Below are 19,010 nucleotides of genomic sequence, written 5' to 3' on the forward strand. Positions count from 1 at the left end.
CCTGTTAAATGTCGCTTCTGGTCTTTATTTGGCTGGTGAATGCTTTGGGGTTAGAGTTTACTGCTATATATGTGTGGTTTAGTCAGCATTATTGGTTTTTTTGCTACATTTTTATGGCAAATTACTTCAATGATTGCTAATGTGTGCCGCAGTCTTTGTAAGGTTTTAGACTTTTGTGCTCAGAAAGTGCACTAAAAAAATCTAAAACTCTGACCGTTCCAGGCCCTTACAAAGAAGTCATGGATGCTAACGAAAAAATTTGGAGTTTTACGCATGTATAAGAATAAAATCACGCGCGCTTTATTTATTGGTGCTGGTCTTTCTCTCGCTCTAGCTGGTTGTGGTGAAAAGCCTGCGGAGAAACAAGCTGCTGAGCCTGCTCCGGCTCCAGCCCCTGAAGCTAAATCTGATTCTAAAGAGCCAAAACTTGCTGCTGTTCAAGAATTGGTGCGTGGTAACGGTACAGAAGTTGCGACAATAGACCCTCATAAATCTCAAGGTGTTCCAGAATCCCACGTGATTCGCGATCTTCTTGAAGGCCTTGTAAACCAAGATGCGGACGGTAACACTATCCCTGGTGTTGCAGAATCTTGGGAAACTGAAGACAACAAAACATACACTTTCCACTTACGTGAAGACGCAAAATGGTCAAACGGTGATCCTGTCACTGCAGGTGATTTCGTTTACAGCTTCCAACGCGCAGTCGATCCAGCAACCGCCTCTCCATATGCTTGGTACATGGAATACACCAAGATGAAGAACGCAAAAGACATTGTTGCGGGTAAAAAAGATAAGAGCGAGTTAGGTGTTAAAGCGGTTGACGATCACACGTTAGTGGTTGAGTTAGATACTGCAGTACCATATTTTGTAATGATGATGGGCCACACGACAGTGAAACCTGTTCATCAAGCAACTGTTGAAAAGTTCGGCGATCAATGGACGAAGCCAGAGAACTTTGTAGGTAACGGTGCTTATGTTGTTGACAACTGGGTTGTAAACGAGCGTTTGGTTCTAAAACGTAACGAACAGTACTGGGACAACGAAAACACGACGCTTGACCAAGTTACTTTCCTACCAATCGAGAACCAAGTAGCGGAAATGAACCGCTTCCTAGCGGGTGAAATCGACTTCACGAACGAGCTGCCTACAGAGCACTTCAAGCGTCTGAAGAAAGAGCACCCACAAGAAGTGTCTGTAACCGGTAACTTATGTACTTACTACTACATCTTCAATACGAAGAAAAAGCCGTTTGATGATGTTCGTGTGCGTAAAGCGATTTCTTATGCGATTGACCGTAACATTGTGACCGATGCGATTTTAGGTCAAGGTCAAAAGCCAGCTTACTTCCTAACACCTGAAATTACGGCAGGTTTCAACCCAGAAATTCCTGCATACGGCAAAATGACGCAAGAAGAGCGTAACGCAGAAGCTGCGCGTCTATTGGAAGAAGCGGGTTACGGCGCAGACAACCCTCTTGAATTTAACCTTCTATACAATACATCAGAGAACCACAAGAAACTTGCGGTTGCACTGGGTTCAATGTGGAAGAAGACACTTGGTCTAGACGTTACGCTAGAAAACCAAGAGTGGAAAACTTACCTATCTACCAAAGATTCTGGCAACTTTGAGGTTGCTCGTGCAGGTTGGTGTGGCGACTACAACGAAGCTTCATCTTTCCTAACGCTGATGATGAGTAATAACACTACTGGTGGTATTCACTACGACAGCAAAGAGTACGATGCGATCATGAACAAAGCATTTGCTTCAACTTCTGACGAAGAGCGCCAAGCACTTTACCTAGAAGCAGAGAAGTTGATGGCAAAAGATATGCCAATCGCACCTATCTACCAGTACGTGAAATCACGTCTACTATCACCGAAAGTTGGTGGCTTCCCAGTAAATAACGCGGAAGACAAGATTTACTCTAAAGATCTCTACATCACAGAGTAATTCGTAACTCGATAGAACTATAAAAATGAGGCCCTACATGTGAGAAATTGCATGTAGCGCCTATCTTTAGTCCAAAAGAATTGGACGACTTCTTTAATTTAACTGTCACAGACTGAAAGAGTGAGTTTATGCTTAAATTCATCGCAAAAAGGATATTTGAGGCGATCCCAACAATGTTGGTTTTGATCACCGTATCTTTCTTTCTTATGCGCTTTGCACCGGGAAACCCTTTCTCGACAGAGCGTCCATTGCCACCCGAAGTAATGGCAAACATCGAAGCTAAATATGGCTTGGATAAACCTGTATTTGAACAATACACCACGTATTTGACCAATGTTATCCAAGGTGATTTCGGACCGTCATTTAAATACCTTGATTACTCAGTAAACGAGCTGATCGCGGTTGCCTTACCTGTTTCGGCTAAAGTGGGCTTCATCGCCTTTATCTTTACTTTGATAATGGGGGTTACCGTCGGTACCATTGCTGCGCTCAAGCAAAATACTTGGATTGATTACACCATTATGTCGACTGCGATGCTTGGTGTCGTAATGCCATCCTTTGTATTAGCGCCTGCGCTTATCTACATATTCTCGCTTCATTGGAATATCTTCCCTGCGGGCGGTTGGCAAGATGGTAGCTGGCAGTATTTAGTGCTTCCTGTTATTGGTATGTCGCTACTGTATGTTGCTACCTTTGCTCGTATCACGCGTGGTTCGATGATCGAAACCCTAAACAGTAACTTTATTCGTACGGCACGTGCTAAAGGTCTAAGTTACCGTTATATCATTATCAAACACGCTCTTAAGCCGGCACTTCTCCCTGTTGTTTCTTACATGGGCCCAGCTTTCGTAGGTATCATCACCGGTTCCGTTGTTATCGAAACCATTTTTGGTCTGCCTGGTATTGGTAAACTATTCGTTAACGCTGCGTTTAACCGTGACTACTCGCTAGTAATGGGGGTAACCATTCTGATTGGTTTCCTATTCATTCTATTCAACGCGATTGTAGATATTTTACTTGCAATGATTGACCCGAAAATTCGCTACTAACAGGGACGTTTGGTTATGTTAACGAAAAAAGAAAACCTAGAAGCGATTGAGAAATTCTCCGAAAACTTGGAGATTGAAGGTCGCAGTCTTTGGCAAGATGCTCGTATCCGTTTCATGCGCAACAAAGCGGCGATGGTGAGCTTATTCCTTCTTGTTCTAATGACGTTGGCGGTTATTATCCTGCCAATGATCGCACCGTACACATTTGATGATACTGACTGGTACGCGATGCACGTTGCACCGAATGCTGACCATTGGTTTGGTACTGACAGCTTAGGCCGTGATTTATACGTGCGTACGCTAATTGGAGGTCGTATTTCGTTGATGGTAGGTGTTATGGGTGCATTTGTAGCGGTACTGATTGGTACGCTCTACGGCGCAGCATCTGGTTTCATCGGCGGTAAAGTTGACCGCGTAATGATGCGTATTCTAGAAATTTTATACGCGGTACCGTTTATGTTCCTGGTGATTGTACTGGTAACATTCTTCGGTCGTAACATCATGCTGATCTTCGTTGCGATTGGTGCTATCGCATGGCTAGATATGGCGCGTATCGTACGTGGCCAGACTCTTAGTCTACGTAGCAAGGAGTTTATCGAAGCGGCACATGTGTGTGGTGTAAGCAACTGGAAAATCATTACTCGTCATATCGTACCGAACGTACTGGGTATTGTAGCGGTATACTCTACGCTGCTTATCCCAAGTATGATTCTAACGGAATCATTCCTATCATTCCTTGGTCTTGGTGTCCAGGAACCAATGACAAGTTGGGGCGCTCTTCTACAAGAAGGTGCACAGACAATGGAAGTAGCAATCTGGCAGCTGGCATTCCCAGCAGTGTTCATGGTTGTGACGCTATTCTGCTTCAACTACGTTGGTGACGGCCTGCGCGATGCGCTGGATCCAAAAGACAGATAATTAAAAGATAAGATTAAGGAAGCAATGATGAGCTTATTAGATGTCAAAGATCTGCGCGTCGAATTCACCACGCAAGATGGTATCGTAACCGCAGTAAACGATTTGAACTTCTCTCTCAACCAAGGCGAAACCTTAGGTATCGTTGGAGAGTCGGGATCAGGTAAATCTCAAACCGTATTCGCAATCATGGGCCTTTTGGCTAAGAATGGTATTATTTCTGGTAGCGCAAAGTTTGAAGGCAAAGAAATCCTAAACTTACCAGAAAAAGAACTGAACAAAGTGCGTGCGGAACAGATCGCAATGATCTTCCAAGACCCAATGACATCACTGAACCCTTACATGAAAGTCAGTGATCAGTTGATGGAAGTGCTTATGCTGCACAAAGGCATGGGCAAAGCGGAAGCATTTGAAGAATCAGTACGCATGCTGGAAGCGGTAAAAATCCCTGAAGCGCGTAAGCGTATCACGATGTACCCGCATGAGTTTTCAGGCGGTATGCGTCAGCGTGTAATGATCGCGATGGCGTTGTTATGTCGTCCTAAACTGCTTATAGCCGATGAGCCAACAACAGCACTTGATGTGACGGTACAAGCACAGATCATGGACTTGTTGAATGAGCTGAAATCTGAGTTCAACACAGCGATCATCATGATCACTCACGACCTTGGTGTGGTTGCAGGTTCGTGTGACAAGGTGCTGGTGATGTATGCAGGCCGTACCATGGAGTACGGCAACGTAAACGAAATTTTCTACAATCCAAGCCATCCTTATGCGGAGGGGCTGCTGAAGGCGATTCCTCGCCTCGATACTGAGGGTGAAATTCTGCCGACCATTCCTGGTAATCCACCAAACTTGCTTCGTCTACCGCCGGGCTGCCCTTATCAAGAGCGCTGTCACCGTGTGATGGATCGTTGTAAGCGCGAGGCGCCAATTCTGACACCATTTGGTGATGGTCGTCAGCGTGCATGTTTTTCTGAATGGGAGGCTTGGAACAAATGAACGCAGTAGACAAAAAACTAATTCTGGACATTTCTGAGCTGAAAGTTCACTTCAGCATTGCCTCAAAGTCGGCATGGCCGTGGTCAAAGCCTTCGAGCCTGAAAGCGGTAGATGGCGTGAACGTTCGACTATACGAAGGGGAAACGCTTGGTGTAGTAGGTGAATCAGGTTGTGGTAAATCGACGTTTGCTCGTGCCATCATTGGTCTGGTTGAAGCTACTGACGGCCAAGTAGTTTGGTTGGGTCAAGACCTTACTAAAATGAAAAGCGTTCAGCGCCGTGAGACGCGTAAAGAAATTCAGATGATTTTCCAAGACCCATTGGCATCGCTGAATCCGCGTATGACTGTTGGTGATATCATTGCTGAACCTCTTGAGACATTCTATCCAGAACTGTCTAAGCAGGAAGTGAAAGATCGCGTTAAAGAGATGATGGCGAAAGTTGGCCTATTACCTAACGTGATTAACCGTTACCCACACGAGTTCTCGGGTGGTCAGTGTCAGCGTATCGGGATAGCGCGTGCGCTTATCCTTAAGCCTAAGATGATCATTTGTGACGAGCCAGTATCGGCGCTTGATGTATCTATTCAAGCTCAGGTGGTTAACCTACTTAAAGAGATTCAAAAAGAGTTAGGGCTTTCTCTGGTATTCATTGCGCATGACTTGTCTGTCGTTAAACACATTTCAGATCGCGTTTTAGTTATGTATTTAGGTAATGCCGTGGAACTTGGCGAGGCCGAGGCTCTGTTTGCTGATCCTAAGCACCCATATACGCGTGCGCTGATGTCTGCGGTTCCGATCCCGGACCCGGATATTGAGCGCAATAAGAAAATCCAAATGCTAGAGGGTGATCTTCCTTCACCTATCAACCCACCGTCGGGTTGTGTATTCCGCACTCGTTGCCCACAAGCAACCGAAGAGTGTGCGAAGACAAAGCCAACCATTTTAGGTAATGACGTTCACGCGGTATCTTGTTTACACGTTAGTGTATAAATTCAGCCTGTGACGGGCTTAAGCGCGACACCTTCATCGGGTCGCGCTTTTTTTATGTGTCTGATTTATACATTCGAATTTCTTGAACATGATGTCCTAAGTTCGATGATTCTCTGTTTGATAGGAAACGCTAATATAGACACAAACAGAACGAGAGGAGAGCAATCATGGGTAAGTTGGTTGAAGGTGTTTGGCAAGATGTCTGGTATGACACAAAATCAAATGGTGGCAAATTTGTGCGCGAAGATGCCGGATTCCGTAACTGGGTTAAAAACGACCCTGATGCGGAGTTTACACCAGAGTCCGGTCGATACCATTTGTATGTCTCTCTTGCTTGTCCGTGGGCACATCGAACCCTCATTTTCCGCAAGCTGAAAGGTTTAGAACCACATATTGATGTCACGGTCGTTTGCCCTGATATGCTCAGCCAAGGTTGGCAAATGGGGCTTCCTGAGCCATTGTTTGGTCACATGCGCATGTATCAAATTTACACGCAGGCCAAACCCGATTACACGGGCCGCGTAACCGTGCCTGTACTTTGGGATAAAAAGACCAATACTATTGTGTCAAACGAGTCGTCAGAGATCATTCGCATGTTCAATTCGGAATTCAATGCGTTAACAGGGAATCACGACGACTACTATCCAGATCATCTAAAACACGTTATTGATGAGTGGAACGATTTTGTTTATCCGAATGTCAACAACGGAGTGTATCGTTGTGGCTTCGCGACTACACAAGAGGCGTATGAAGAAGCGTTTGATTCTTTGTTTAATGCGTTAGATAAAATCGATGCTCACTTAGCGACGCATCGTTACTTAGCAGGGAACACAATTACTGAGGCTGATTGGCGTTTGTTTACGACTCTTATTCGTTTTGATGCGGTGTATGTGGGGCATTTCAAGTGTAACAAGCAGCGCATCGCAGACTACGAAAATATACAAGGCTACTTAAAAGAGTTATATCAAGTTGAAGGCGTCGAAGACACGACGGATTTCTATCACATTAAACGCCACTACTACTTCAGCCACACTGGGATTAATCCGACGCAAGTTGTACCAAAAGGGCCTGATTTAGACCTAAATACTCCTCATGGAAGAGAAAGGATTGGCTAGTTTGCTGCTTCCATCGCAAATGAAAAAGTACTTAACGGTTAGCAATGCCGTTAAGTACTTTTGTGTCATCTAAATACCGGGAGTAGGAGTTTACTTTTTCATTCATCGTCACCTTACTTAGCGCGTACGATGTCCATCACTAGCTTTCCGTCCACTTTTACAGGACCGTCCTCTTTAGCGCCGAGCGTATACTCAAACACACCAGTCTTCATGCCACCTTTCTCTCCGTGGACCATTAACATCAGCATATCGCCTGATTCTACTGGTTCCATCAAAATTGCATTTACGTTTTCATTCTTTCCCATTTTTAACGGAGCGTAGCCGATAACAGGACCAGGCTTCATTGATTCGTCTGTTCGGTGGACAACCATCCACCCATTGTCATCAGCATGAGCCATTTCAGCGGTCACCGTTCCTCCGGACATATCTTGATCGACGCCTTTAATACTCGGGGCGGAAAAGCTGAATGAAGAAAAACTAATCAGAAACGCAGCTAAACCAAACTTTATCAGTGATGTATTGATGAAATCCTTCATATATATTCCTTAGCAGTCAATGAGTTTGTGCATTGCAGTAGCTTTTACGTATTTCCTAGCAAAAAAGTTTAGCTAAAACGTAAATAATGTCGATAAATTGAACAGGGACCGTGCTGCTTTGGAGCCAATGCATTTTTGGGAGTGGGTCAATCGGTGTAAGAACAAGCACGAGCAATGTCGATTAGGTATGGGGGCGATAGGGAGAAAGCTTTGTGCACCAGTCATTATAGGTTGTGCAGTGATTGGTATAAAAAACAAATAAGTGTTCTGGCCAGCAATAGAAAAAGCCCTCGACGAATCGAGGGCTTTGTATCTATATCCAACTAGATGTCAGAAGCGATTATTTAGCTTCTTGGTCTGCTTGGATAGCTGTTAGAGCGATGGTGTACACGATGTCGTCTACTAGCGCGCCACGAGACAAGTCGTTTACAGGCTTACGCATACCTTGCAGCATTGGACCGATAGATACTAGGTCAGCTGAACGTTGTACCGCTTTGTAAGTTGTGTTACCCGTGTTTAGGTCTGGGAATACAAATACTGTCGCTTTACCTGCAACTGGAGAGTTTGGTGCTTTAGAAGCAGCAACGTTTTCCATAATAGCAGCGTCGTACTGTAGAGGACCGTCAATGATAAGATCAGGACGTTTCTCTTGAGCCAGTTTTGTTGCTTCACGTACTTTATCAACATCTGCACCCTTACCAGATTCACCAGTAGAGTAAGAGATCATTGCAACGCGTGGTTCGATACCGAATGCTGCTGCGGAGTCAGCAGATTGGATAGCGATTTCAGCAAGCTGTTCAGCAGTTGGATCTGGGTTGATTGCACAGTCACCGTAAACCAGTACTTGATCAGGCAGAAGCATGAAGAATACTGAAGATACGATAGACGCATTTGGTGCCGTCTTGATGATTTGGAACGGAGGAACGATAGTGTTCGCCGTAGTGTGAACAGCACCAGAAACTAGGCCGTCAACTTCGTCGTTCTCAAGCATCATTGTGCCTAGGAATACTGAATCTTGTAGCTTCTCACGAGCCACAACTTCAGTCATGCCTTTCGCACCGCGCAACTCAACTAGGCGAGCAACGTAGTTTTCACGAACAGCATCTGCATCAATGATGGTTACACCAGTACCTAGCTCAACGCCTTGTTGAGCCGCTACGCGACGGATTTCATCTGGGTTACCTAGAAGTACACAGTCTGCAATGCCGCGTTCAGCACAGATTGCCGCTGCTTTAACTGTGCGTGGTTCGTCACCTTCTGGAAGAACGATACGCTTACCTGCTTTACGAGCAAGTTCAGTTAGCTGGTAACGGAACGCTGGTGGGCTTAGACGACGAGACTTCTGAGTGCCTTCAGTCATAGACTCGATCCAGTTACCGTCGATGTGGCCAGCAACGTGTTCGTTGATGAACTCGATACGCTCTTTATCGTCTGCAGGTACTTCGATGCTGAAGCTCTGTAGGTTTAGAGACGTTTGCCAAGTGTTACCTTGTGCTTTGAAGATAGGTAGACCAGTGTCGAATGCTGGTTTACATAGGCCTTCGATTTCGCTAGGGATATCGTAACCGCCAGTTAGCAGTACTGCACCAATATCCACACCGTTCATTGCAGCAAGAGAAGCAGCAACGATAACATCAGGACGGTCTGCAGAAGTAACAAGTAGAGAGCCCGGTTTGAAGTGCTCAATCATGTTTGGCAGAGAACGTGCACAGAAAGTGATGCTCTTGATGCGACGAGTGTTGATGTCACCTTCGTTGATGATATCTGCTTTCAGGTGCTTAGCCATGTCGATTGCACGAGTCGCAATCAGATCAATGCTCCATGGCACACAACCTAGTACACGAATTGGAGAAGTGTTAAAAATTTCCATCACTTTCAATTCGTTTTGTTTCGCGCTGTCTGCATCGTCAAAGATTTCAGATAGGTCAGGGCGAGTACGGCCAGCTTCGTCAACAGGAGCGTTTAGCTTGTTGATGATAACACCTGAGATGTTTTTGTTTTTAGTGCCGCCGAAGTTAGAACATGCTACTTCGATACGCTCTTTCAGTTGCGCAGGGTTATCAGTACCTGGAGTCGCAACTAGCACGATTTCTGCACCAAGTGTTGCCGCGATTTCCGCGTTTACTTGGTTTGCAAATGGGTGCTTACGAGTAGGTACAAGACCTTCGATTAGCGTAACGTCTGCGTCTTTGTTGATTTGGTTGTAACGTTCAACAACGGTTTCTAGCAGCTCGTCCATGTTGTCGTTACCGATTAGGCTTTCAGCAACAGACATCGCCATTGGTTCACCGATCTTCATATCGCTGTTACGACCAACGATAGTTGAAGTCAGATCTGGCTGATCACCACCTGAACGTGGCTGACAGATTGGCTTGTAGAAAGAAACTTTAACGCCTTTACGCTCCATAGCGCGAAGAACACCCATGCTAACGCTTGTTAGGCCAACGCCTGCGCTAGTAGGGATAAGCATAATAGTACGAGACATTCGTAGAGTACCTTTAGCTATTTGGGGGATAAAAGCTCAACTCTTATTCCATGAAGCTCGAAGAATAGGAGTTGAGCCCCTAAGAAATTCGTTTGAATGAAAATCTGGCTAGCCGAGTGGCTAGCCAGGAATTCAATTAAAGACCTGTCAGGCGAGCAGTGTCTTCAGCGATGACTAGCTCTTCGTTAGTAGAGATAACCATTGCAGGGATACGGCTGTTTTCAGTCGTGATAACGCCTTCGCCGCCGAAGCGAGCTTTAAGGTTAGCTTCGCTATCTACTTCGATACCGAAGATGCCAAGACGGTTTAGAACCATTTCACGGATAGGGCCAGAGTTCTCGCCGATACCGCCAGTGAAAGTGATTGCGTCTAGACGGCCTTCCATTGAAGCAGTGTAGCCAGCAACGTATTTAGCTAGACGGTGGCAGAACACGTCCATTGCGCGTGTTGCTTCTTCTTTTTGACCGTAGTTGTCTTCAACGAAACGACAGTCAGAAGTCACTTCAGTTAGACCTTGAAGACCAGACTCTTTAGTTAGCATCGTGTTGATTTGATCAACAGAGTAACCTAGAGCGTCGTGTAGGTGGAAGACGATAGCAGGGTCGATGTCGCCACAGCGAGTACCCATTACCAGACCTTCAAGTGGAGTAAGACCCATAGAAGTGTCTACAGATTGACCGTTCTTGATCGCACATACAGATGCGCCGTTACCTAGGTGACAGTTGATGATGTTTACTTCTTCAACTGGTTTGTTTAGTAGGCCTGCAACTTCACGAGTGATGAACAAGTGAGAAGTACCGTGCATGCCGTAACGACGGATACCGTGTTCTTTGTATAGGTTGTATGGAAGAGCGTATAGGTAAGACTCTTCAGGCATAGTTTGGTGGAACGCAGTGTCAAATACAGCAACGTTTTTCAGCTCTGGGAAGTTTTTCTTAGCCGCTTCGATACCGATGATGTGAGCAGGGTTATGAAGAGGTGCAAATGTTGCAGCGTCTTGAATACCTTTTAGAACTTCATCAGTAATTAGTGCAGATTGAGTGAACTGCTCGCCGCCGTGAACGATACGGTGACCGATTGCGCCTAGGTTAGCTTTAAGCTCTGGCTTAGAAGCAAGAATAGTTTCTACCATAAACGCTAGTGCTTCTTCGTGAGCTGCACCATTGCCTAGTTGAGCTTCGTGCTTGCCATCAAGTTTCCACTTGATGCGAGCTTCAGGAAGGTGAAGACACTCAGCAAGACCTGACAAGTGCTCGTCGCCGTTCTCGGCATCAACAACGGCAAATTTAAGAGAAGAACTACCGCAGTTTAAAACTAAAACTAGCTTAGACATGTATGACTACCTGTTATTCGTCTGATAAAAAATCAGTTAAAGAATGAAAAATTAATCACAAGAATAGCCGATACCCAGAAGGCTGCGTACTAATCCTGGTCAAAAATTGTTCTAATTCCATATAAAGAAATAGTGATGAACCCTTCCATCACTATGATGCGATCCGTGCAGATAGATATCTCGGAGTTGCTTAAATTGTAAATAACAGCAACAATGAGATTGAGGGTCTGCAAAGGATAGCGATAATAAGCAATGATAACAAAAAAAATTTGAAAGAATATTAACTTTCATCAATTTTTTGTACCTTCAGTTGAAATGTTCAACTATTTTTTAGTGAGAGAGCGGTATGAGTAATAAAGTCGGATTGATCCATAGCCTGAAAGATGGCCAGAATTACATGGAGATCTGGCCGGTTCGTAAAGAGCTAAGCGCCATATTTCCGGAACAGCGTATCATTAAGGCGACTCGCTTTGGCATTAAAGTCATGCCGGCCGTTGCTGCGATCAGCGTACTCACTCAAATGGCATTCAACAATTACCACGCGTTACCTCAATCCATTGTTGTCGCCTTGTTTGCGATTAGCTTGCCACTTCAAGGCATTTGGTGGCTTGGTGCTCGATCCAACACGAAATTGCCGCCTTCTTTGGCCTCTTGGTATCGGGAGTTGCATCAAAAAATTGTGGAAACAGGTTTTGCATTAGAGCCTGTCAAAGCTCGCCCTCGTTACAAAGAGCTTGCGATAATACTGAACCGAGCGTTTCGCCAGCTCGATAAATCGTCATTAGAGCGTTGGTTCTAATTTAAATTGTTTGAAATGGAGTGTGCACTGGCCGCTCCATTTTTGATCCTGCCTCTATTACCTACTTTGACGGTCGTTGATGAAGCGAGCGAAGCTTTGTTTACCAAAGATTCTTTCCGGATGAAGAAGTCCCCCCGATCACAAATGTTGCTTTAGTGTTAAATCTTTCTTTTCTTTACTAAGACTTAGTAGTAATAATAAAAACAAGATGCGCAAGAAGTACACAGTTATATGAACACAACAATACCGCCTTCAAACATTTGAATTCACGAGTCGATACACATATTGAAAGCTCGTGAAACAAGGACGAAGTCACATCAAGGAGTTATGATGAAAACGAAACGTTTATTAGCCACTGCCGTTCTATCAGCTACTGCTATTTTCTCTTCTACCAATGTACTGGCCGCCACTGCAACTGTCGCAGTTTCACAGATTGTCGAACACCCGGCGTTAGACGCGACGCGCCAAGGATTGCTTGATGGTTTGAAAGCGAAAGGCTACGAAGAAGGCAAAAATCTAGAATTTGATTATAAGACCGCACAGGGTAATCCAGCTATTGCGGTGCAAATTGCCCGTCAGTACGTCGGTGAAAATCCTGATGTGTTAGTTGGCATCGCTACACCTTCGGCACAAGCTTTGGTGTCGGCTACTCGCTCTATTCCTGTTGTCTTTACTGCGGTAACAGATCCGGTTGGTGCGAAATTGGTTAAGTCGATGGAACAACCAGGTAAAAACGTAACTGGCCTGTCTGATCTTTCACCCGTTGCTCAGCATGTCGATCTCATCCAAGAAATTCTTCCTCAGGTGAAAAGCATCGGGGTTGTATTTAATCCCGGTGAAGCTAATGCCGTGACTTTAGTTGAATTACTAAAAGAAAGCGCAAAAGCAAAAGGCATACAAGTGGTTGAAGCGACCGCACTAAAAAGTGCTGATGTTCAGTCTGCGACTCAAGCGATTGCAGCGAAATCAGACATTCTTTACGCCCCAACAGACAATACAGTTGCAAGTGCGATTGAAGGGATGATTGTGGCAGCGAATCAAGCGAAGAAACCTGTATTTGGTGGCGCGACGTCGTATGTCGAAAAGGGTGCAATTGCAGGCTTAGGTTTTGACTACTACCAGGTTGGTGTACAAACCGCGGATTACGTGGCGGCGATTCTTGATGGTCAAGAACCAGGCAAGCTGGATGTAAAAGTCGCGACGGGCTCTGACCTTGTAATTAATGAAAGCGCAGCATCTAAGCTCGGTATCAAGCTGCCAAGTTCTGTGATTGAACGTGCGACAAGCATGCAATAAGTAACGCTTTTTGGGGTTAAGCCTGTCACGTTGGTTGATAGAGGGTTGCCCCAAAATTGATACTCGCCAGATTTCTCGTGTAAAGCATTCTGCTAGAGAAGAAGGGGAGTATACGTTAGAAGTCTTAAGTTCAGGTTGGTATTAGCCAGCCTGAGCATGCAGAAAGGAGCAGTTATGTCTGCATTTGCTTTTTTTGGTGCACTCGAAATTGGCTTGATTTATGGCCTAGTCGCTCTGGGTGTGTATCTTACGTTCCGTGTTCTCGATTTCCCCGATTTGAGTGTGGATGGCAGCTTTCCAATGGGAGCTGCGGTAGCTGCAACGGCGATTGTCGCAGGTATTAATCCTTGGCTTGCGACAATAATGGCGATGATAGCTGGTAGTATGACGGGGTGGGTAACCGCTTTTCTGGCTGTTCGGTGTGGTATTTTACACCTGTTAGCTTCCATTCTTACCATGATCGCTGCATTTTCAATTAATATTCGTATTATGGGCAAACCTAATATGGCGTTGCTTGGAGAGGATACGATTCTCACTCCGTTTGAAGCATTGGGCGATGCGATGTTTATTCGCCCTCTGGTTGTTGGGGCCTTAGTTCTTCTGTCCGCTTTCTTTGTCATTCGCCTGCTGAACAGCGACTTTGGTCTTGGTTTACGAGCCACGGGTGTGAATGCGCGTATGGTTTCTGCGCAAGGGGCGAGCACTGCCTTTTATACCTACTTTGGCTTGGCTTTATCCAACGGGTTTGTGGGATTCGCAGGCGCGTTGTTTGCACAAACGAACAGCTTTGCAGATGTGACCTCTGGCGTGGGCACCATTGTCGTTGGTTTGGCAGCTGTGATTTTGGGGCAGACCCTTATTCCCGGGCGCAAGATTTGGGTTGCGGTATTTGCGGTCATCATCGGTTCGGTACTTTATCGCCTTGCAGTGGCTTTCGCTTTGAGCTCTGGCATGTTTGGTTTACAAGCTTCAGACCTCAACCTGGTTACCGCAGTATTGGTGGCTGTGGCGCTTATTGCTCCAAAGCTAAAACAGAGCATGAGAGCGAAACAACGCGTTACTGATGCTAAACAAGCGGCATCAAAAAATGGTTCTGGGGAGGCATTATGATCGAACTAAATAATATTCAGGTCACGTTCAACCCTGGGACGATTTTGGAAAATCGTGCATTGAAAGGCGTCTCTTTAGAGGTTCCAGAGCATCAATTTCTTACCGTGATTGGTTCTAATGGCGCAGGAAAATCGACGTTGCTTGGTGCGGTGACAGGTGAGACGCCGATGATAGGTGGTCAGGTGATCATTGATGGCAAAGACGTCACCAAGCAGACGGTTGCCCAACGTGCGACGCAATGCGCCCGAGTGTTTCAAGATCCATTGGCCGGGACTTGTGGTGAACTGACGATAGAAGAGAACATGGCTCTAGCGCACATGCGTGGTAAAAAACGCAGCTGGGGGTTGGCGCTCTCTACCAAACGTCGCAAGCTGTTCCAAGAGCGAATTAGCATCCTCGGTCTTGGTTTAGAAGACCGCTTGGGCGATAGCATTGGGTTGCTGTCTGGTGGACAACGACAAGCCGTTAGCCTTGTGATGGCGACGTTATCGGAGAGTAAGTTGTTGTTGCTTGATGAACACACGGCTGCGCTTGATCCTCGTATGGCGGCGTTTGTTATCGACTTAACTAAACGTATTGTCGATGAGTTCGATTTAACCGTGATGATGGTGACGCATTCGATGAAAGACGCATTAGCATGTGGCGATAGGACCGTAATGCTTCACCAAGGTGAAATTGTGCTTGATGTGGCTGGAGAGCAGCGCGCTAACATGCAAGTACCAGACTTGTTGGATATGTTCTCCAAAGTGCGTGGTGAAGAGCTGGCAGATGACAGTCTTTTGTTGAACTAAGCGGTATCCGACAAGTCACTACGCCTACTAAGTGTGATCCTCCTTGCGAAAATTGGCTGATATGTCAACTCGCAGGGAGGATTTCTTGTCTCTAATTCTTCAATAAAATAGTGGCATATCCGATGACGAGGAGTGCCCATAATGAACCTGCCATTTATTTTTCATAGTCAAACTATTGATGGTTTAGCTTTTAATGACGAGCAAGTTACAGTCAGGCTGAAAACCGAGACATTGGATTTTGATTCCGTCTATGTGCGTATTGAGCCGGACAATGAAGAATATCTGGTCGACATGGCTCAAATTGGAACAGCTGGGGAATTGTTACTATGGGAGGCATCGTTTCGACCAAATCGAGATCGAGATGTCACACATTATGTGTTTAAGCTCCTCAAAGACGGACAACAATACTGGCTCGATGCACGAGGCGTACAAAAGCGTATTCCACCCAAAGAGTTCCACTTTAAGTTGAATGTAAACCATCAACCACCAAGCTGGGTCCAAGAGCAAGTTTTCTATCAAATCTTTCCTGACCGTTTTTCTGCTAGTAAAAGTGAGTCCGATATTCGCCACGCTTATGCTCAGTATGATTCTGCATCGATCGTCAAGGCGTGGGGAGACGCGGTAGGCTCTCACCAAAATACCGGGGCACGTGAATTCTTTGGCGGCGACCTCAAAGGTGTGGAGCAAAAGTTGAACTATCTTGAACAGCTCGGCGTTACTGCGCTTTATTTTAATCCGATCTTTTCTTCACCAAGTAATCATAAATACGACACCACTGATTACTTCACTGTTGACCCTATGTTCGGCACCAACGATCAGTTTGCTGAACTGTGTGAGAAAATCCGTGGTAAGAATATGAAGATTGTCTTAGACGCGGTGTTTAACCACACGTCAGTGCATCATCCTTGGTTTGATATCCATCAAAAAGGAGAAGGAGCGTATGGCAATCCGCAGTCAAAGTTCCGTGATTACTACTTTTTCGAAGGCGAAACCAATCACTACATCGGTTGGAAAGGCATTGGTAACTTACCGGTTCTGAACTTCGAAAATGAACAGGTGCGCGACTACATCTACCAAAGTGAAGATTCTGTCATCAAGTATTGGCTGAAGCCACCGTACTTGGTTGATGGCTGGCGGTTTGATGTAATTCATATGCTTGGCGAAGGGGACGGCGCGAAAAACAATGCTCATTATGTGGCAGCGTTTCGTAATGCGACTAAGTCAGTAAACCCGAATGCTTATGTGTTAGGTGAGCACTTTTTTGAAGCAACGCAGTGGTTGCAAGGTGATCAAGAGGATGGGGCGATGAACTACTACGGTTTTGCTCATCCAGTTCGAGCTTTTATCGCACGACAAGACATTATGTACGATCCAATCAACATTGATGGTTTGGAGTTTAAAGCATGGTTGGACGAAGCCAGAGCAAAAATCCCATTTTCTAATCAGCTATCGCAGCTAAATCAACTCGATAGTCACGATACTGCTCGGTTTATCACACTGGTTGATGGTGATAAGCGTAAAATGAACATCGCGCTAGCAATGCTTATGACTTACGTTGGCACGCCTTGTCTTTACTACGGGAGTGAAGTCGGTCTAGAAGGAGGGCTAGACCCGGATAATCGTCGCTGTTTTCCTTGGAATGAAATCGAAAGTTCACAATGGCTATCGCTTTACCAACAATGGATCAAGATACGTAAACAATGTAAGCCTTTACAGTCGGGCTGTATTCAATGGCTGCATTGCACTAACAACCAGTTGGCGTACGCACGTGTACTGGGTCGTGAAGCAGTCGTTGTTATGATTAATCTCAGTGGTAATGAATGTTCAATCGATTTACCTATGTGGCAACTGGGCTTGGAGGTTAGCCAAGTTATATCGTTGTTAGATGACACAGAACAGGTTGATTATAAAGGTCATATCTCTGTCAATATGTCTGCACAGAGCTGCAAATTATGGCGACTAAAGTGACACCACACTCTATATTGATTAAACTCCTTTAATATATAAACGGTCTCAAACAGCGCGCACACATTTGTTTGGTCTCTTGTTATCTGGTGCTGCATTGCATGCGTCACCAGATAACGAGTATCAATTTAATAGCAATCATAAGAGACTATTGACCTTTCATATGCATGGTACTCAATGGTAAACCAAAGGCGATTTAGCCTCTCATTTGTCATCTTTTTTCCTCTGGCGTTATTTGTAGTGGTTTTACTCGTGACAACGAAAAATTACTATGATGCGGTTAACCGCTATATCGATTCTGAGTATTCGCGTATCGAGCGTGCAATGTCTCGCGGTATTAAAGTACTCACGGCTTTAGATTACAGCTTCACCAACTATACCAATTACGCTAACCCACTGTTTGAAGAACATAATTCTTTAGTCAAAGAAGGGCTTTGTTATCTTTGGCCTATAGATGTGTTATTACTCGAAAGTGTTTATAGTGAAGGGTTACCTGCGGTTGACCTTGATTATATGATCGTAGGGGACGAAAGCTTATGCCAGCAAGGTTCAACGATTAACCAGTTAGCTGAACAAAAGGTGGGTTTTGCGCCGTCCTTGTCATTTCTGCACGATATTGAATCGCACATTGTTGGAATCCATTACATTGACAAACGCGGTTACGTTATCTCCTCACCCGATACCTACGCAAAAAATTTCACGAGAGAACTTTTGTCAACGCTAAAAGCCCGACCTTTTTGGCAAAAAACCGCGCAAGATAAAGTGAACATTACCTTGGCTGGACCAGGGCCAGTGTTGGACTCGATGGAAGGTCAAGTCATTAGTATGACGGTACCCGTCTATGAGAAAGGAGAACACCAAGGTGTTTTGTCTATTGATTTTGACATCAATACGCTCATGGCTTCGTCGCTAGGTCTTGTTGGTCAGTTTCATTTGGTTTCCAATTTACAATCCATTCCTTCAAACAGTACACGAATCAAACCAGTCGAATTAGAGCGATTGAGTGCGAATCACAGCATGTACTACGAGTACAACCTTTGGGATGAAGCTAAGAACCTAGCGGTTTTTGAAAAATACAGCCTTATTGTCGCACTATTTATTTACGTGCTGAGTACCGTCGTCTTGTTCTATGTGAATATGCATAGCGAGCGACGTTACTTTAAAGAACTGGCAGCAAGAGACCCAATGACCAGTTTATTGAATCGTCGAGGTATGCAAACCGTGTGGCGTAATAAGATGACAAAAAAACAGGTTGCTTTAGCAGTGTTCGATATTGATAACTTCAAGAAGATCAACGACACCTATGGTCATGATGTCGGTGACTCTGCAATTCAGCTTGTTGCAAAATGTATACGTGAAAATATTCGCCATACCGATGTTGCCTCAAGGTTTGGTGGCGAAGAGTTCGTTTTAGCGATTTATGACGAAGATTCAGAGGGCATTAAACTCATTTTAGACAGAGTAAAAAAGGCCATAGATGAGCGCTCGACACGCGTAACGAAAGAAGGCTTTACGATCTCTGGCGGTGTGGTGTTTAGTAAAGAGAGCCGAGTAGAAAACTTTGATGAATTGTTTAAAGCGGCGGATGAAAAGTTATATCAAGCCAAAAGTACCGGCAAAAATAAGATCTGTTACTAGGATTTAGATACAAAAAAGGACGAGATATTCGTCC

15 protein-coding genes are annotated in these 19,010 nt (G+C 45.1%); 12 read left to right on the top strand and 3 right to left on the bottom strand.

Annotation, left to right across the window (positions count from 1 at the left end; all coding sequences use genetic code 11):
• Nucleotides 1–273 precede the first annotated feature (273 nt).
• The 6 genes from R7Z77_RS02800 (at nt 274) to R7Z77_RS02825 (ending at nt 7,023) form a co-directional block, all read left to right on the top strand.
• On the top strand, nt 274–1,950 hold the full coding sequence (locus R7Z77_RS02800; protein WP_017633862.1) for an ABC transporter substrate-binding protein: 1,677 nt from the start codon (nt 274–276) through the stop codon (nt 1,948–1,950).
• A gap of 128 nt (nt 1,951–2,078) precedes the next feature.
• Nucleotides 2,079–2,999, top strand: a complete 921-nt coding sequence (gene oppB, locus R7Z77_RS02805; RefSeq protein ID WP_005380786.1) for an oligopeptide ABC transporter permease OppB — start codon at nt 2,079–2,081, stop codon at nt 2,997–2,999.
• Between the two features lie 15 nt (nt 3,000–3,014).
• The gene (gene oppC, locus R7Z77_RS02810) at nt 3,015–3,917 is read left to right on the top strand and encodes an oligopeptide ABC transporter permease OppC (protein ID WP_017633861.1); all 903 of its coding nucleotides are present in this window, start codon (nt 3,015–3,017) and stop codon (nt 3,915–3,917) included.
• A gap of 27 nt (nt 3,918–3,944) precedes the next feature.
• Nucleotides 3,945–4,916: an ABC transporter ATP-binding protein gene (locus R7Z77_RS02815; RefSeq protein ID WP_005380792.1), complete on the top strand. Its 972-nt coding sequence runs from the start codon at nt 3,945–3,947 to the stop codon at nt 4,914–4,916.
• Nucleotides 4,895–5,908, top strand: coding sequence for a murein tripeptide/oligopeptide ABC transporter ATP binding protein OppF (gene oppF, locus R7Z77_RS02820; protein WP_005387265.1), 1,014 nt, complete (start codon nt 4,895–4,897; stop codon nt 5,906–5,908). Before R7Z77_RS02815 ends, oppF begins: the two co-directional genes overlap by 22 nt.
• A gap of 167 nt (nt 5,909–6,075) precedes the next feature.
• Nucleotides 6,076–7,023: a glutathione S-transferase family protein gene (locus tag R7Z77_RS02825; RefSeq protein WP_213896229.1), complete on the top strand. Its 948-nt coding sequence runs from the start codon at nt 6,076–6,078 to the stop codon at nt 7,021–7,023.
• Between the two features lie 113 nt (nt 7,024–7,136).
• Here R7Z77_RS02825 and R7Z77_RS02830 read toward each other — a convergent pair whose 3' ends face one another.
• The 3 genes from R7Z77_RS02830 to R7Z77_RS02840 form a co-directional block, all read right to left on the bottom strand.
• Nucleotides 7,137–7,559 (bottom strand): hypothetical protein, encoded by a 423-nt coding sequence (locus tag R7Z77_RS02830; RefSeq protein WP_005380804.1) that lies wholly within the window; start codon nt 7,557–7,559, stop codon nt 7,137–7,139.
• A gap of 340 nt (nt 7,560–7,899) precedes the next feature.
• On the bottom strand, nt 7,900–10,044 hold the full coding sequence (gene pta, locus R7Z77_RS02835; protein WP_005380805.1) for a phosphate acetyltransferase: 2,145 nt from the start codon (nt 10,042–10,044) through the stop codon (nt 7,900–7,902).
• A 136-nt stretch (nt 10,045–10,180) separates the two neighbouring features.
• Nucleotides 10,181–11,377: an acetate kinase gene (locus tag R7Z77_RS02840; protein ID WP_005380807.1), complete on the bottom strand. Its 1,197-nt coding sequence runs from the start codon at nt 11,375–11,377 to the stop codon at nt 10,181–10,183.
• A gap of 346 nt (nt 11,378–11,723) precedes the next feature.
• Between R7Z77_RS02840 and yfbV the strand changes: the two genes are divergently transcribed.
• The 6 genes from yfbV to R7Z77_RS02870 all read left to right on the top strand — a co-directional run bounded on the left by yfbV (nt 11,724) and on the right by R7Z77_RS02870 (nt 18,976).
• Nucleotides 11,724–12,176, top strand: a complete 453-nt coding sequence (gene yfbV, locus R7Z77_RS02845) for a terminus macrodomain insulation protein YfbV (protein ID WP_005380809.1) — start codon at nt 11,724–11,726, stop codon at nt 12,174–12,176.
• Nucleotides 12,177–12,506: 330 nt separating this feature from the next.
• On the top strand, nt 12,507–13,472 hold the full coding sequence (locus R7Z77_RS02850) for an ABC transporter substrate-binding protein (RefSeq protein ID WP_005380811.1): 966 nt from the start codon (nt 12,507–12,509) through the stop codon (nt 13,470–13,472).
• 174 nt (nt 13,473–13,646) lie between these two features.
• Nucleotides 13,647–14,582: an ABC transporter permease gene (locus R7Z77_RS02855; RefSeq protein WP_213896228.1), complete on the top strand. Its 936-nt coding sequence runs from the start codon at nt 13,647–13,649 to the stop codon at nt 14,580–14,582.
• Complete coding sequence (locus R7Z77_RS02860) at nt 14,579–15,373, top strand: ABC transporter ATP-binding protein (protein WP_005387275.1); 795 nt, start codon at nt 14,579–14,581, stop codon at nt 15,371–15,373. The genes R7Z77_RS02855 and R7Z77_RS02860 overlap by 4 nt, the downstream gene beginning before the upstream one ends.
• Nucleotides 15,374–15,514: 141 nt before the next feature.
• Nucleotides 15,515–17,341 carry a maltodextrin glucosidase gene (gene malZ, locus R7Z77_RS02865; RefSeq protein ID WP_213967582.1) on the top strand — a complete coding sequence of 609 codons (1,827 nt, stop codon included), beginning with the start codon at nt 15,515–15,517 and terminating at the stop codon, nt 17,339–17,341.
• 174 nt (nt 17,342–17,515) lie between these two features.
• Nucleotides 17,516–18,976 carry a sensor domain-containing diguanylate cyclase gene (locus R7Z77_RS02870; RefSeq protein ID WP_213967581.1) on the top strand — a complete coding sequence of 487 codons (1,461 nt, stop codon included), beginning with the start codon at nt 17,516–17,518 and terminating at the stop codon, nt 18,974–18,976.
• Nucleotides 18,977–19,010: the final 34 nt, after the last annotated feature.

This window comes from Vibrio sp. 1401 (genome assembly GCF_033340295.1).